The sequence below is a fragment of the Streptomyces sp. NBC_00259 genome, from assembly GCF_036181745.1.
In the GTDB taxonomy this organism is placed as follows: Bacteria; Actinomycetota; Actinomycetes; order Streptomycetales; family Streptomycetaceae; genus Streptomyces; species Streptomyces pratisoli.
In genome coordinates, this window is the sequence record NZ_CP108080.1 from 3,480,489 (window position 1) to 3,493,738 (window position 13,250).

At 70.2% G+C, this 13,250-nt stretch carries 13 protein-coding genes and 1 pseudogene; 8 read left to right on the plus strand and 6 right to left on the minus strand.

Going from position 1 to position 13,250, the window contains the following annotated elements:
• The first annotated feature begins 176 nt into the window (after positions 1-176).
• The gene (locus OG766_RS15445) at positions 177-839 is read left to right on the plus strand and encodes a DUF4360 domain-containing protein (RefSeq protein ID WP_266379339.1); all 663 of its coding nucleotides are present in this window, start codon (positions 177-179) and stop codon (positions 837-839) included.
• Positions 840-1,281: 442 nt separating this feature from the next.
• On the opposite strand, the gene OG766_RS15450 is transcribed toward OG766_RS15445, so the two are convergent.
• Both OG766_RS15450 and OG766_RS15455 read right to left on the minus strand, forming a co-directional pair.
• Positions 1,282-2,373, minus strand: coding sequence for an IS630 family transposase (locus OG766_RS15450; protein ID WP_328725084.1), 1,092 nt, complete (start codon positions 2,371-2,373; stop codon positions 1,282-1,284).
• Positions 2,374-2,416: 43 nt separating this feature from the next.
• Complete coding sequence (locus tag OG766_RS15455; protein WP_328725584.1) at positions 2,417-3,445, minus strand: WD40 repeat domain-containing protein; 1,029 nt, start codon at positions 3,443-3,445, stop codon at positions 2,417-2,419.
• A gap of 70 nt (positions 3,446-3,515) precedes the next feature.
• Here OG766_RS15455 and OG766_RS15460 point away from each other — a divergent pair, with 70 nt between their 5' ends.
• The 6 genes and pseudogenes from OG766_RS15460 (at position 3,516) to OG766_RS15485 (ending at position 8,431) form a co-directional block, all read left to right on the plus strand.
• Positions 3,516-4,202 (plus strand): GDSL-type esterase/lipase family protein, encoded by a 687-nt coding sequence (locus OG766_RS15460; RefSeq protein ID WP_266379344.1) that lies wholly within the window; start codon positions 3,516-3,518, stop codon positions 4,200-4,202.
• 207 nt (positions 4,203-4,409) lie between these two features.
• On the plus strand, positions 4,410-4,613 hold the full coding sequence (locus tag OG766_RS15465; protein ID WP_266379345.1) for an antitoxin: 204 nt from the start codon (positions 4,410-4,412) through the stop codon (positions 4,611-4,613).
• A gap of 53 nt (positions 4,614-4,666) precedes the next feature.
• Positions 4,667-5,107: a CBS domain-containing protein gene (locus tag OG766_RS15470; RefSeq protein ID WP_266379348.1), complete on the plus strand. Its 441-nt coding sequence runs from the start codon at positions 4,667-4,669 to the stop codon at positions 5,105-5,107.
• Positions 5,108-5,237: 130 nt separating this feature from the next.
• On the plus strand, positions 5,238-6,839 hold the full coding sequence (locus OG766_RS15475) for a DUF1254 domain-containing protein (protein WP_328725585.1): 1,602 nt from the start codon (positions 5,238-5,240) through the stop codon (positions 6,837-6,839).
• A gap of 109 nt (positions 6,840-6,948) precedes the next feature.
• Positions 6,949-7,386 (plus strand): annotated as a pseudogene (locus tag OG766_RS15480) (NUDIX hydrolase); the annotation flags it as partial.
• Between the two features lie 55 nt (positions 7,387-7,441).
• Positions 7,442-8,431, plus strand: a complete 990-nt coding sequence (locus tag OG766_RS15485; protein WP_266379353.1) for an aldo/keto reductase — start codon at positions 7,442-7,444, stop codon at positions 8,429-8,431.
• Positions 8,432-8,714: 283 nt separating this feature from the next.
• Here OG766_RS15485 and thpR read toward each other — a convergent pair whose 3' ends face one another.
• The 3 genes from thpR to OG766_RS15500 form a co-directional block, all read right to left on the minus strand.
• Entirely contained in the window at positions 8,715-9,290 is a 576-nt protein-coding gene (gene thpR / locus OG766_RS15490; protein WP_266379356.1) for an RNA 2',3'-cyclic phosphodiesterase, read from the minus strand.
• Positions 9,291-9,531: 241 nt separating this feature from the next.
• Positions 9,532-10,911 carry an MFS transporter gene (locus tag OG766_RS15495; protein ID WP_328725586.1) on the minus strand — a complete coding sequence of 460 codons (1,380 nt, stop codon included), beginning with the start codon at positions 10,909-10,911 and terminating at the stop codon, positions 9,532-9,534.
• Between the two features lie 25 nt (positions 10,912-10,936).
• The gene (locus tag OG766_RS15500) at positions 10,937-11,374 is read right to left on the minus strand and encodes a MarR family winged helix-turn-helix transcriptional regulator (RefSeq protein ID WP_266379362.1); all 438 of its coding nucleotides are present in this window, start codon (positions 11,372-11,374) and stop codon (positions 10,937-10,939) included.
• A gap of 131 nt (positions 11,375-11,505) precedes the next feature.
• Here OG766_RS15500 and OG766_RS15505 point away from each other — a divergent pair, with 131 nt between their 5' ends.
• Complete coding sequence (locus tag OG766_RS15505; protein ID WP_266379364.1) at positions 11,506-11,706, plus strand: ribbon-helix-helix protein, CopG family; 201 nt, start codon at positions 11,506-11,508, stop codon at positions 11,704-11,706.
• A 41-nt stretch (positions 11,707-11,747) separates the two neighbouring features.
• On the opposite strand, the gene OG766_RS15510 is transcribed toward OG766_RS15505, so the two are convergent.
• Positions 11,748-13,214, minus strand: a complete 1,467-nt coding sequence (locus tag OG766_RS15510; RefSeq protein WP_266379367.1) for an NCS2 family permease — start codon at positions 13,212-13,214, stop codon at positions 11,748-11,750.
• Between the last annotated feature and the right edge of the window lie 36 nt (positions 13,215-13,250).

Genomic DNA, 13,250 nt, shown 5'->3' on the forward strand with positions numbered 1-13,250 from the left:
CGGAGTTGGTCCCTACGATCCAAGCGATCCGCTGCAGTTGGCATGTTCACGCCTCAACAGTTTCCTCGCGGTCGTCCGTCCGGGGCGGGACATGGGATCGGCTGGACCCCCCACGGTTCATGTCACGCAAGGCCACCGAGCACCTCCCTCTCCCTCCATCGAACGGAGTGCGCACCATGTCCCGAACGCCCCATGCCTTACGCGCGAGCGCTGCCCTCACGGCGGTCCTCGCCTCCACGCTCGTCGCCGGCAACACCACCAGCGCGAACGCCGCCATCACCGCACCGCCCGACAAGATCGTCATCGAGGTCGCGACGGTGAACGGTTCGGGCTGCCGTCAGGGCACCGCCGCCGTCGCCGTGTCCCCGGACAACACCGCCTTCACCGTCACCTACAGCGACTACCTCGCCCAGGTCGGCGGGGGCGCGTCACCCACCGACTTCCGCAAGAACTGCCAGCTCAACCTGATCGTCCACGTCCCGAGCGGCTTCACGTACGCCGTCGCCAGCGCGGACTACCGCGGGTACGCGAGCCTGGAGCGCGGCGCCACCGCCATCCAGAAGGCCTCGTACTACTTCCAGGGCTCGCCCGACACCGCCGCCAGGAACCACCCCTTCGCCGGGCCGTACGACAACAACTGGCAGGCCACCGACGAGACCGAGTGGGGCCAGCTGGTCTGGGCGCCCTGCGGGGTGAAGCGGAACTTCAACATCAACACCGAGCTGCGGATCAAGGCGGGTACGTCCAGCGCCTCGAAGACGAGCTTCATCACGATGGACTCGACAGACGGTGAGATCAACACCGTCTACCGCCTGGCGTGGAAGGAGTGCCCGGCGTAGGCGGACCGCCTGCCGTGAAGCGGGGTGGCGCCGGCCGGACTCCCACGGCCGGCGTCCCTCCCACCGGGTGGGCCCGCGCCGCTCGCGGGCCCACCCCTCCACGGACCGTCGACCGGACGGACACGCCTCGGGCCCGCCCCGGGACCGGCCGGGGCGGGGCAGGACCGGCTGCGGAACCGGGCGGGGAGACCGGCCGGGAACGTACTAGGCCGTGTCTGACAAATCCCGCCTGGCGCGCGACGCCCGGCACGCACTCCCCCGTAGCCCTTCGGGCACGGGAGGTGCCCCCACGCTGCGTTGTCGGAGCCATCCAAGTACGTCCAGTACGAGGATGCCCTCCCCCAGCCTTCGGCCGGGGGCACCCCCACCGCCTTGCGATTGCACGCACCGGACGCCGCACGCCCCGCCCTGCGGGCGGACGGCGCTATTTGTCAGACACGACCTAGTCTTCTGAGTCGGGAATTCTGTTCAGATATGAGGCAAGGCGTTCGAGGATCTCGTCGGCTGTCTTGGTCCAGACGTAGGGCTTCGGGTCGGTGTTCCAGGCTGCGATCCAGTTGCGGATGTCCTTCTCCAGGGCTTGGACGGATCTGTGGACGCCTCGCCGTATCTGCTTGTTGGTGAGTTCGGCGAACCATCGCTCGACGAGGTTGAGCCAGGATGAGCCCGTCGGTGTGAAGTGCAGGTGGAACCGGGGATGGGCCAGCAGCCACTTCTTGATGGCGGGTGTCTTGTGGGTGGCGTAGTTGTCGCAGATCAGGTGGACATCCAGGCCGGCGGGCACTTCCTTGTCGAGCTTGACCAGGAACTTCTTGAACTCCTCGGCGCGGTGTCGGCGGTGCAGCGAGCCGATGACTTTGCCGGTGGCGACCTCCAGGGCCGCGAACAGTGTGGTGGTCCCGGAGCGGACGTAGTCGTGGGTCGCCCGCTCGGGAACCCCGGGCATCATCGGCAGCACGGGCTGGGACCTGTCCAGGGCCTGGATCTGCGATTTCTCATCCACGCAGAACACCAACGCCCGCTCGGGCGGGTCCAGGTAAAGCCCCACGACGTCGTGGACCTTGTCGACGAAGTACGGATCGGTTGACAGTTTGAAGGTCTCCGACCGATGCGGCTGCAGTCCGAACGCCCGCCAGATCCGTGACACCGACGACTGCGACAGGCCCACCTCCTTCGCCATCGACCGAGTCGACCAGTGTGTTGCGTTCTTCGGCGTGGACTCCAGTGTTTTCGTGACCACCGCGGCGACCTGCTCGTCCGTCACCGTCCTGGGTCCGCCCGGACGCGGCATGTCACCCAGGCCGGCGATCCGGTACTGCACAAAGCGGGACCGCCAACGGCCCACCGCATGAGGCGTGGAACCCAGCCGGGCCGCCACATCCTTGTTCGAGGCACCCTCGGCACACGCCAGGATGATCCGACACCGCAAGGCCCACGCCTGCGGCGTGGAACGACGCCGCACCCACCCCTCGAGTGCAGCCCGCTCCTCATCCGACAGTCTCAACTCGGCCTTCGGCCGCCCCGTCCGCGCCATGAGGCAAGCCTACATATCTGAACAGAACTCCTGACTCAGCAGACTAGGACCGGCGTCGGCGGGAGCGGAGCACGAGGGCCGCGACCACCACGGCGACGAGCGCTCCCGTCGGCACGGCGAACCCCTTGCCGCCGTCGTCGCCGTCCGGCGCGGCGGAACCCGCCTCCCCGGAACCGGACGGCGACTTCTCGTCCGGCCCCTTCGCGTCGTCCTCGCCGACGCCCCGGCGTACGACCTCGCTCCGGTCACCCTCCGTCCCGAACATCAGCGCCTTGCCGTCCGTCGTGTACGTCACCGACTCGGACTGCCCCTGCAGGGGCGCGCTGACATGGCGGTCGGCGCCGAGCCGTCCGTCGCGCCACACATAGCCGCGCGCGCTGAAGTACGAGCGGAGCACCAGCTCCTTGCCGTCGGGCGAGAACGCGCCGTCCGTCACCCACGGCACCTCCCCGATCCGGCGGAAGACGTTCGTCCCGCCCGTCACCAGCCGCGCCGGGCCCTCGTAGAGCCCGCCGCCGTCCTCGTTCTTGCTGGCGATGTAGACCCGGCCGGTCTTCGGATGGACCATCATCGCCTCGGCGTTCCGCGCTCCGTCCGCGTACCGCACCGTGTACTGGGTGGCGTGGACGGTGACGTCCCGCAGCTTGCGCGGCTCGGGGAAGCGGTAGATCCAGACGTGGTCCCAGCTGCCGTTCGCGTTGTCGCCGATGTCGCCCACGTAGACGTCGCCGTCGGGCCCGACCGAGATGGCCTCCATGTCGCGGGGCCTGCCGACGCCCTGGAGCGTGACCGTCGCGACGGTCTCGCCGGTCCTGGAGTCGATCGCGAAGACGCATGGTGAGTCCTGGTCGTTGTGCGTCCAGTACACGCCCGGGTGGGCACGGCTCGCCGCGAGACCACTGGACTCCGTGATCCGCGGATCCTTGATCGTGAAACCGCCGCCGGCGTCGTCGGCGGCGGACGCGGACGCGGCGGGCGCAGCGGACGCGGTGGATGCGGTGGGTGCGGCGGCCGCCAGGACCACCAGGGAGGCGGCGACGACGGCCGCCCGAGTCGTACGCAACGAACGCATGCCCCCAAGTGTCCATCGTCACGTCACGGGCCGGGGCCCCGCCCGGCGGGGGTCGGCCATCATTACCCCCATGCGTTTCATGTTCGTCGGTGACTCCATGACCATCGGACGCGCCGGCGACTTCACCTGGCGCTACCGGATGTGGCAGCACCTCAACCGCTCCTTCGGCGGCCCGTACCGGATCGTCGGCCCTCGTACCGAGCTGTACGACACCGCCGCCGACGCCCCCGTCTCGACCGTCTACGCCGACCCGGCCTTCCCGGACCGCGCCCGCAAGCACCTGGCGGGCTGGGGCGAGGGCTGGCTGCACATGGCGCCGCTGATCCGGGAGACGGTGACCACGACGAAGGCGGACGTACTGCTCGTCTCGCTGGGCCTGATAGACCTCGGCTTCTACACCAACAGCACGCAGACCGCTCTGAACGCCCGCGCGTTCATCGCCGCGGCCCGCGAGGCGAACCCCCGTGTGCGGGCCGTCCTGATGCCCGTCATCCCCAATGTCCGGGCGCTGTCCGACGCCCCCTTCGCCGCCGAGTGCGACCGCTTCAACGAACTCCTCGCCAAGACGGTCGCGGACCTCGACTCGCCCGTCTCGCCGATACTGCTGGCGTCCACGCCCGAGTCGTACGACATCCACTCCGACACCTACGACGGCACCCACCCGGGCCCCTCCGGGGAACACAAGCTGGCCGCGTCCTTCGCCACCGCGATGCACCAGGCATGGGACCTGGGCGGCCCGTACGAGCCGGCGGCCTAGACACGGCACCCGGCACCGGACCGGGTTCCGCCGCCGCTCCACCTGCCGGTCACGGATCCGTCGATCACCGATCCGCCGGTCACCGATGACCCCGGCGACTCCGTCGCCCGCCGCTCCGCCGTACGGGTGACCACCCGCGCGGATGCGAACCGCGCGAGGTGAGGTGACCCTGGAGGGAGCGGGGGTACACGGCAAGGAGGACTGCCCATGTCCGTGATGGACAAGCTCAAGCAGATGCTGAAGGGCCACGAGGACCAGGCCTCGAAGGGCGTCGACAAGAGCGGAGACATGATCGACGACAGGACCCAGGGCAAGTACAAGGGCCACGTCGACACCGCCCAGGACAAGCTGAAGGACCAGTTCGGCGGAGACCAGCCCGGTCCGGGCCAGAACCCGCCGCCGGCGTCCTGACGCAGGTCCTGTCGGAGCTCCCGACGGAAGTCCTGACGTAACGGAAGGCAACCATGACCGGGAACACCCAGCTCACCGCTCGCGACATCATGACCAGCGGAGTCCAGTGCGTCGGCGCGCACCAGTCGCTGCAGGACGCCGCGAAGATGATGCGCGATCTCAACGTCGGCGCTCTGCCGATCTGCGGCGACAACAACAGGCTCACGGGCCTGATCACCGACCGCGACATCGTCGTCCAGTGCTGCGCCGAAGGCGTCGACCCCGCGACGGTCCAGGCCGGCTCCCTCGCCGGAGAACTGCACTGGATCGACGCGAGCGCGGGCGCCGACCTCGCTCTGTCGACGATGGAGCAGCACCAGGTCAAGCGCCTGCCGGTGATCGACGTACAGCAGGGGCACCAGCTGGTCGGCATGATCACGGAGGCCAATCTCGCCAAGAACCTCACGGACGCACAGATCGCCGAGTTCGCGACCCGGGTGTACGCGAACGCCTAGTCGGCCGTCCGCAATGCCTCGATGCCGTGGGGGTCCCCTGAGGGATCGAAGCACCACGGCATCGTGGTGACGGGCGGGGCGCGCGGCCGCACGGATCCAGGACAGTTCCGAGCAGGAGGGACATGCTGTCATGTCCGAAACTGCGCATGACCGTCCGCTGCGGCGGATGCAGGGCGAAGTCGCCGGGGCCGCGGCCTCGATCGGCCGGGCCGCGACGGCGACGGGACGGGCCGCGGCGCATGCCGTACGCCATCCACAGGCGGTGATGGACCGGGTCCGGCATCTTCCGCAGACGCTGCCCCTGGTCCGGCAGGCCGTGACGCCGATCCTGACCGGGCGGGTCGGGGACTGGCGCGGGGAGTACGCGTACACCCTGGGCGAGCAGGCGTTCGTGTACGGCTTCCCGTACATCTACAACGCCCGGCTGCGCCACCAGTGGGTGACCCGGCCGCGTGACCCGGCGACGGTGCCGTACGCCGCGGTCAACCACTTCTGGCACGCGCAGCGCCTGCTGGACGCCTCGTACCGGGACGGTGGTTGCCCGAACAACGACACCCTGTACTCGACCGCGTGGGTGGACCTCACCGACGAGCCGGTCATCCTCTCGCACCCGGACATGGGTGATCGCTACTTCGCCTTCGAGCTGATGGGCATCACCTCCGACAACTTCGACTACATCGGTCAGCGCACCACGGGATCCGGCGCGGGCCATTTCGCGATCGTCGGCCCGGAGTGGGGCGGAAAGCTCCCGGACGGTGTGCGGCGGGTGGCGACCGCGCCGAGTCCGTGGATCCTGATCCTCGGCAGGACACTCGTCGACGGTGTGGGCGACGTGCCCGCCGTGCAGGCGCTCCAGGCCCGTTACCGGCTCACTCCGCTCAGCTCCTTCGAGAGGGCGGGCAGGGCCGGCAGGCGCGGCAAGGGCGGTGAGGGGGCGGACCTGGCGACCCTCCCGGCGCGCCGTGACGTGCTGGAGCCGGTCGACGTCGAGCAGGACCCGCTCGGGCCGTGGAAGACGCTCAACGCCATGCTGGCCGAGAACCCGCCGCCCGCCCACCACAGGATCCTGCTCCGGCAGTTCGCCGAGGTCGGCATCGGTCCCGGTCTCGATGTCGAGGCCCAGCCGCCGGTGGTCAAGCGGAGCCTGATCCGGGCCGCGGCCGTCGGCGTCTCGATGCTCAAGCAGCAGATGCTCGGCGGCGAGTGGGCACAGGTGGTGAACGGCTGGCGCTATCCACCGCCCGAGATGGGCCGCTTCGGTGACGACTTCCTCAAGCGCGCCGCCGACCAGTCGCTGGCGGGTATCACCGCCAACGACCCCGACGAGGCGGTCTATCTGCTCAACTACGACGACGCGGAAGGGAACAAGCTGTCGGACGGCCACTACGAGCTGCGCTTCGCCCCCGGCGCCCTGCCGCCCGTCGACGCCTTCTGGTCGCTGTCGGCCTACGACGAGGACATGAACCTGATCCCGAACCCGGCCGACCGCTACTCGGTCGGGGACCGTACTCCCGGGCTCACCATGGACCCCGACGGCGGTCTCACCCTCCATCTGCAGCCCACCTCACCGGACGTGGGCCGCGAAGCGAACTGGCTGCCCACGCCGGACAGCGGCACCTGGTTCGTCATCCTGCGCATGTACCGCCCGCACCGCGAGGTGGTGGACGCGACCTGGGAGTGCCCGCCGCTCAACCGCGTGGGCGGAAGAGGCGAGTGGACCGAGGTGGAATGACGGAGTGGCGCGAGGCGGAATGACGCAGTGGCGCGAGGTGAGATGAACGACTGGCCCGAGGTGGAATGAACGAGTGGACCGAGGTCGAATGAATGAGCCTGCCGGGATGCGTACTTCCCGGCGGGCAGCCCGAGTTGCCGTGATCGATCCCGAAGGCGCCGTCTTCCTCTTCCGTTACGACAACCCGGGGGCGGGCGTCCACTGGGCCATGCCCGGCGGCGGGCTGGACGCCGGGGAGACTCCCCGCGAGGGCGCCCTGCGCGAGCTGCGCGAGGAGACCGGCTGGACGGACCTGGAGCCCGGGGAGCTGCTGTGCACCTGGGAGCACGACTTCACCCGCGCCGGCATCCAGGTGCACCAGCACGAGCACATCTACCTGTCCTCCGGTCCCCGCCGCGAACCCCTGGACGGACTCGCCGCCGCACACGCCGACGACGGGATCCTGGGCTGGCGCTGGTGGACGCCGGAGGAACTCGCCGCGTCACCGGACGCGTTGTGGCCGCCCGACCTCGCGGAACTGCTGGCCGGAGTACACACGGACCACTGAAGCCGGCCGAGCCGCTCTTGCCTGGAGTGGACTCGAAGCAGTTGGCTTGGGACACATGAAGTACACGCAGCTCGGACGCACGGGCCTCAAGGTCAGCCGACTCGTCCTCGGCACGATGAACTTCGGTCCGCAGACTGACGAACCCACAAGCCACGCGATCATGGACGCCGCCCTCGACGCGGGTCTGAACTTCGTGGACACGGCCAATGTCTACGGGTGGGGTGAGAACAAGGGCCGCACCGAGGAGATCATCGGCACCTGGTTCGCCCAGGGCGGCGGCCGCCGGGACAAGACCGTCCTGGCCACGAAGGTGTACGCGAACATGGCCGGCGACGGCGACCCGTGGCCCAACCACGACAAGCTCTCGGCGCTGAACATCCGGCGGGCCGTGGAGGCCAGCCTCAAGCGGCTGCAGACGGACCACATCGACGTCTACCAGTTCCACCACATCGACCGCAGCACCACCTTCGAGGAGATCTGGCAGGCGGTCGACGTGCTGATCCAGCAGGGGAAGGTGCTGTACGCGGGCTCCTCGAACTTCCCCGGCTACAAGATCGCCCAGGCCAACGAGACGGCGGCCCGGCGCGGGTCCGTCGGCCTGGTCAGCGAGCAGTGCCTGTACAACCTCGCCGAGCGGCGCGCCGAGATGGAGGTCATCCCGGCCGCCCAGGAGTACGGCCTCGGGGTGATCCCCTGGTCCCCGCTGCACGGCGGGCTCCTCGGCGGAGTGATCAAGAAGGAGGTCGAGGGCGGGCGCCGGGCCTCCGGGCGGTCGGCGGACGCGCTGGCCAACAGCTCGGTGCGCGCGCAGGTGCAGGCGTACGAGGACCTCCTCGACAAGCACGGGCTGGAGCCGGGCGAGACGGCGCTCGCGTGGCTGCTGACCCGGCCCGGGGTCACCGGCCCGATCGTCGGACCGCGCACCACCGAGCAGCTGGAGAGCGCGCTGCGCGCCCTGGAGCTGGAGCTGAGCGAGGACGTGCTGACCGGCCTGGACGAGATCTTCCCCGGTCCCGGGCCGTCGCCTGAGGCCTTCGCCTGGTGATCGAGGAGGCCTGATCGGGTAGGCGTGGTCGGGTAGGGGCGTACGACGTACGGTGGCCGTCGCCCCTTCGGCAGGGGCGGCGGCCACCGGCCGGCGCCCTGGGCACGGCCGCCCGGGGCGCTCAGCCTCCGAGCGCCGAGGCCACCGCGACGATGGCGAACATCAGCACGAGCACACCGGCCATGATCCGGTTTCGGGTCTTCGGGTCCACCCGTCGAGCGTAACCGCCCGCTCCGGCTCTCCCGCCCGCGGGTCGCCCCATCCCTCGGCCCCTGTCCCTCGCTCAGTCCGTCGCCGCCCGCCCGAGCGGCCAGCTCCCGACCTCCTCGTAGCGCGGCTGCGCACCGGCCGCGCCGCCGCCGGGGAGGTTGCTGCGGACCAGGAGCAGCCGGGACACGGTCCACGGGGCGCCCTCGAAGGAGTGCAGGGCGTCGGCGTAGGGGCGCAGATCCGTGTCGGTGCGGGTGCGGGCGATGGTCAGATGGGCGTGATAGCTGCGGTGCTCGTCCATGGGGACCCCGGCACGCCGGGCCGCCGCCTCCGCCCGCTCGGCCAGCAGGCGCATGGCGTCGAGCCCGCCGGCGGCGCCCACCCAGAGCGTCCGCCGGCCGAAGTGCCCGCCGCCGTGGAGTCGCAGCGGGAACTCCTCGCTGCGGTGCGCGGCCCGGCCGAGCCGTTCGTGCAGGTCGGGCAGCAGCTTCTCGTCGACCTCGCCCATGAAGGCGAGGGTGAAGTGCCACCCGGGCCGCCCGGTCCAGCGCAACCCGTCCGCGTCCGGCATCCGGTGCACCCGGTCCACGGCATGCCCCAGCTCGCGCAGGGCCTCCTCGGGCGGCATCACGGCGGCGAAGAGTCTCATGCCCCGAGTCTCGCAGCGTTCCCCGCCACCGGTCTCCGGCACGGCGAACACCGGGCCGGTCCGGTCGGAACCGGTCCGCGGAGCCCGGAGCGGACACCGGCGGCGCATCGGGCCGGAGCCGGGCCGGGCAGCCCACGCCGGAGCGGGTATCGGCAGCATCCGGTCGCCGCCCCCGCGGTCCGGTCGCGCCCGGCGGCGGCGGAACCGAGCCGGCGCCGGGCCGGGTGTCGGGCCTCGGCTGTCAGGCCGCGGCTGTCAGGCGCTCGCGGGGGACGACCCGCAGGTGCGGGCGGCCGGGGCGCAGGTCCACCTTCACGCGGAGGCCGCCGACCCGCACCAGGATCAGTCCGATCGCCGCGGCGGCGACGATCGCGACGGCACCGCCCGCCGCGAAGCCGACACGGGCCCCGTACGTGTCCGTGAGCCAGCCGACGATCGGTGCGCCCAGCGGCGTACCGCCGACGAAGACCATCATGTAGAGGCTCATCACCCGGCCGCGCATCGCCGGATCCGTGGCCATCTGGACGGACGAGTTCGCCGTGACGTTGACCGTCAGGCCCATCATGCCGATCGGGACGAGCAGCGCCGCGAAGAGCCAGAAGGACGGCGAGAGCGCGGCCGTGATCTCCAGCGCGCCGAACAGCGCCGCCGCGCCGACCAGCATCCGCAGCCGGGACGAGCCACGGCGGGCGGACAGCAGGGCGCCCGCGAGCGAGCCGACCGCCATCAGCGTGTTGAACATGCCGTACGTACCGGCCCCCGCGTGGAAGACCTTGTCGGCGAACGCGGTCAGCCAGATCGGGAAGTTGAACGCGAACGTACCGATGAAGCCGACGAGCACGATCGGCCAGATCAGCTCGGGCCGCCCGGCGACGTACGTGAGCCCCTCCCGGAGCTGGCCCTTGCCGCGCGGCGCCCGCTCGGTCCTGTGCAGCTCGCTCGTGCGCATCAGCAGCAGTCCGGCGATGGGCGCGAGGAAGGACAGTCCGTTCAGCAGGAACGCCCAGCCGCTGCCGACGGCCGTGATCAGCACACCGGCGACGGCGGGGCCGATCAGTCGCGCCGACTGGAAGTTCGCGGAGTTCAGGCTGACGGCGTTGCGCAGGTGCCGGGGGCCGACCATCTCGGAGACGAAGGCCTGCCGGGTCGGGTTGTCGACGACCGTGACCATGCCGAGCAGGAACGCGATCAGGTAGACGTGCCAGACCTGGATCTGGCCGGAGAGCGTGAGGACGGCGAGCGCGAGCCCGCACATGCCGAGGGCTGCCTGGCTGAAAAGCAGCAGGCGCCGCTTGGGGTAGCGGTCGGCGATGACTCCGCCGTACAGACCGAACAGCAGCATGGGCAGGAACTGCAGGGCGGTGGTGATGCCGACGGCCGCGGAGGAGCCCGTGAGGGACAGGACGAGCCAGTCCTGGGTGATCCGGGCCATCCAGGTGCCCGTGTTGGAGACGATCGCTCCGGTGAAGAACAGACGGTAGTTGCGGACCTTGAGCGAGGAGAACGTCGCCTTGCTCCCGGAGGCCGCGCCGCTCGTCCTGTCGTGGTCGTGGTTGGTGTCGTTGTCGTTGTCGTTGTCGTCAGGTGCGGGTGCGGAGTCTGCTCCGGGTCCCGAACTCAAAAGTGTCGCCTCCTCGGCCGGTCGGTTACAGGTGCGCGAGCTTCTCCAGTACGGGGGCGGCTGCGCGCAGCTTGGCCCAGTCGTCCTCGTCCAGACCCTCGGCGAGGGACGCCAGCCATGCGTTCCGCTTGCGGCGGCTCTCTTCGAGCATGACCTCAGCCTGCTCGGTCTGGCTGACCACCTTCTGCCGGCGGTCGTCGGGATGCGGCTCCAGCCGGACCAGGCCCTTGGCCTCCAGCAGGGCCACGATGCGGGTCATCGACGGCGGCTGGACATGCTCCTTGCGGGCCAGCTCACCGGGGGTGGCGGAGCCGCATCGGGCGAGGGTGCCGAGCACCGACATCTCGGTGGGGCTCAGCGATTCGTCGACGCGCTGGTGCTTCAGGCGTCGGCCCAGCCGCATGACGGCCGAGCGCAGTGCGTTCACGGCGGCGACGTCGTCGCCGTGGGACAGGTCAGGCATGTCTTTAGCGTAACTCATTACCCAGTCTAATTACCACCGGGTTACGGCCGACACGGACGGCTCACCCATATGAGTGAGACGGGCCGGGAAAGTGACGCACCGATCGGTTCCGGCCAGCGACCCTGGCCGACATGGCATCGACAGCATCAGGCGCATCGACAGTGCTCAGCCTGCGCATAGACGGCGAGCTGCTCGACCGGCTCCGGCAGCATGCCGCCAAACGCGGAATGAGCGTCCAGGACTATGTGGTCCGGACGCTCATTCGCGACGACTTCGACGAGCGCTTCAAGGCGGCCGTCGACGAGACGGAGAAGTTCTACGGGCTGACGTGAGCCCGGTGGTCCGCCGCCTCAGGTGAGGCCGAGCGCCGGCATCAGGTGAGGCCCAGCGCCGGCATCAGGTAGTAGAAGACGAAGACCGCCGACACGACGTACATCGCCACGGGCACCTCGCGGCCGCGCCCCGCCGCCAGGCGCAGCGCGCTGAAGGCGATGAAGCCGATACCGATGCCGTTGGTGATCGAGTACGTGAACGGCATCGTCACCATCGCCAGGAACGCCGGAACGGCGATCGTGAAGTCGCTCCAGTCGATGTCCCTGACCGACCCGGCCATGATCAGGAAGCCGACCGCCAGCAGTGCGGGCGTCGCGGCCTGGGACGGCACCATCGTGGCGAGCGGCGTCAGGAACAGCGCCAGCGCGAAGAGCCCGCCCGTGACGACGGAGGCGAGGCCGGTACGGGCTCCCTCGCCGACGCCCGCCGTGGACTCCACGAAGCAGGTGTTGGCGGAGGCCGAGGCGGCACCACCGGCGGCGACCGCGACACCGTCGACGATCAGCACCTTGTTGATGCCGGGGAAGTTGCCCTTGTCGTCCATCAGCTTCGCCTCGTCGCCGACGCCGAGGATCGTGCCCATCGCGTCGAAGAAGCAGGACAGCAGCACGGTGAAGACGAACAGCGAGCCGGCGAGGACACCGACCTTCTCGAAGCCGCCGAAGAGGCTCACCTGGCCCACCAGACCGAAGTCGGGCGTCGCCAGCGGGTTGCCCGGCCACTGCGGGACGGTCAGGCCCCATGCCTGGCCGGGAAGGTTCGCGACCAGCTGGATGACGACGGCCACGACCGTCATCACGACGATCGAGATCAGGATCGCGCCGGGCACCTTGCGGACGATCAGCGCGAGGGTGAGCAGCGTGCCGAGGACGAAGACCAGGACCGGCCAGCCGGAGAGATGGCCGGTGAGGCCGAGCTGGAGCGGGACGGTGGTGTGGGCGGCGTCCGGGATGCGGGAGACGAAGCCGGAGTCGACGAGGCCGATCAGCATGATGAAGAGGCCGATGCCGATCGCGATGCCCTTGCGCAGGCCGAGCGGCACGGCGTTCATGACGCGTTCGCGCAGGCCCGTCGCGACGAGCAGCATCACGACGAAGCCGGCGAGGACCACCATGCCCATCGCGTCCGGCCAGCTCATCCGCGGGGCGAGCTGGAGGGCGACGACGGTGTTCACGCCGAGGCCGGCCGCCAGGGCGATCGGGACGTTGCCGATGACGCCCATGAGCAGGGTCGAGAAGGCGGCGGTGAGCACGGTCGCGGTGACCAGCTGGCCGCCGTCGAGCTGGTGCCCGTACATGTCCTTCGCGCTGCCGAGGATGATCGGGTTCAGCACGATGATGTACGCCATCGCGAAGAAGGTGGCGAAGCCGCCGCGGATCTCCCGGGCGAGCGAGGAGCCGCGCTCGGAGATCTTGAAGTAGCGGTCGAGCCGGTCGAAGGCGCGAGGACCGGAGTCCGGCTGCTGCGGCTTCTGGGCGTCCGCAGGAGCGGCGGCCGTGGGGGGCATGCGAGACCTCGTCGGAGTGGTTCGGGGTGATTTGTC

Coding starts and splice junctions, on each gene's coding strand:
- OG766_RS15505 (WP_266379364.1), top strand. CDS start 11,506: ATGGCATCGACAGCATCAGGCGCATCGACAGTGCTCAGCCTGCGCATA.
- thpR (WP_266379356.1), bottom strand. CDS start 9,290: ATGAGACTCTTCGCCGCCGTGATGCCGCCCGAGGAGGCCCTGCGCGAG.
- OG766_RS15500 (WP_266379362.1), bottom strand. CDS start 11,374: ATGCCTGACCTGTCCCACGGCGACGACGTCGCCGCCGTGAACGCACTG.
- OG766_RS15485 (WP_266379353.1), top strand. CDS start 7,442: ATGAAGTACACGCAGCTCGGACGCACGGGCCTCAAGGTCAGCCGACTC.
- OG766_RS15445 (WP_266379339.1), top strand. CDS start 177: ATGTCCCGAACGCCCCATGCCTTACGCGCGAGCGCTGCCCTCACGGCG.
- OG766_RS15455 (WP_328725584.1), bottom strand. CDS start 3,445: ATGCGTTCGTTGCGTACGACTCGGGCGGCCGTCGTCGCCGCCTCCCTG.
- OG766_RS15460 (WP_266379344.1), top strand. CDS start 3,516: ATGCGTTTCATGTTCGTCGGTGACTCCATGACCATCGGACGCGCCGGC.
- OG766_RS15465 (WP_266379345.1), top strand. CDS start 4,410: ATGTCCGTGATGGACAAGCTCAAGCAGATGCTGAAGGGCCACGAGGAC.
- OG766_RS15510 (WP_266379367.1), bottom strand. CDS start 13,214: ATGCCCCCCACGGCCGCCGCTCCTGCGGACGCCCAGAAGCCGCAGCAG.
- OG766_RS15475 (WP_328725585.1), top strand. CDS start 5,238: ATGTCCGAAACTGCGCATGACCGTCCGCTGCGGCGGATGCAGGGCGAA.
- OG766_RS15450 (WP_328725084.1), bottom strand. CDS start 2,373: ATGGCGCGGACGGGGCGGCCGAAGGCCGAGTTGAGACTGTCGGATGAG.
- OG766_RS15470 (WP_266379348.1), top strand. CDS start 4,667: ATGACCGGGAACACCCAGCTCACCGCTCGCGACATCATGACCAGCGGA.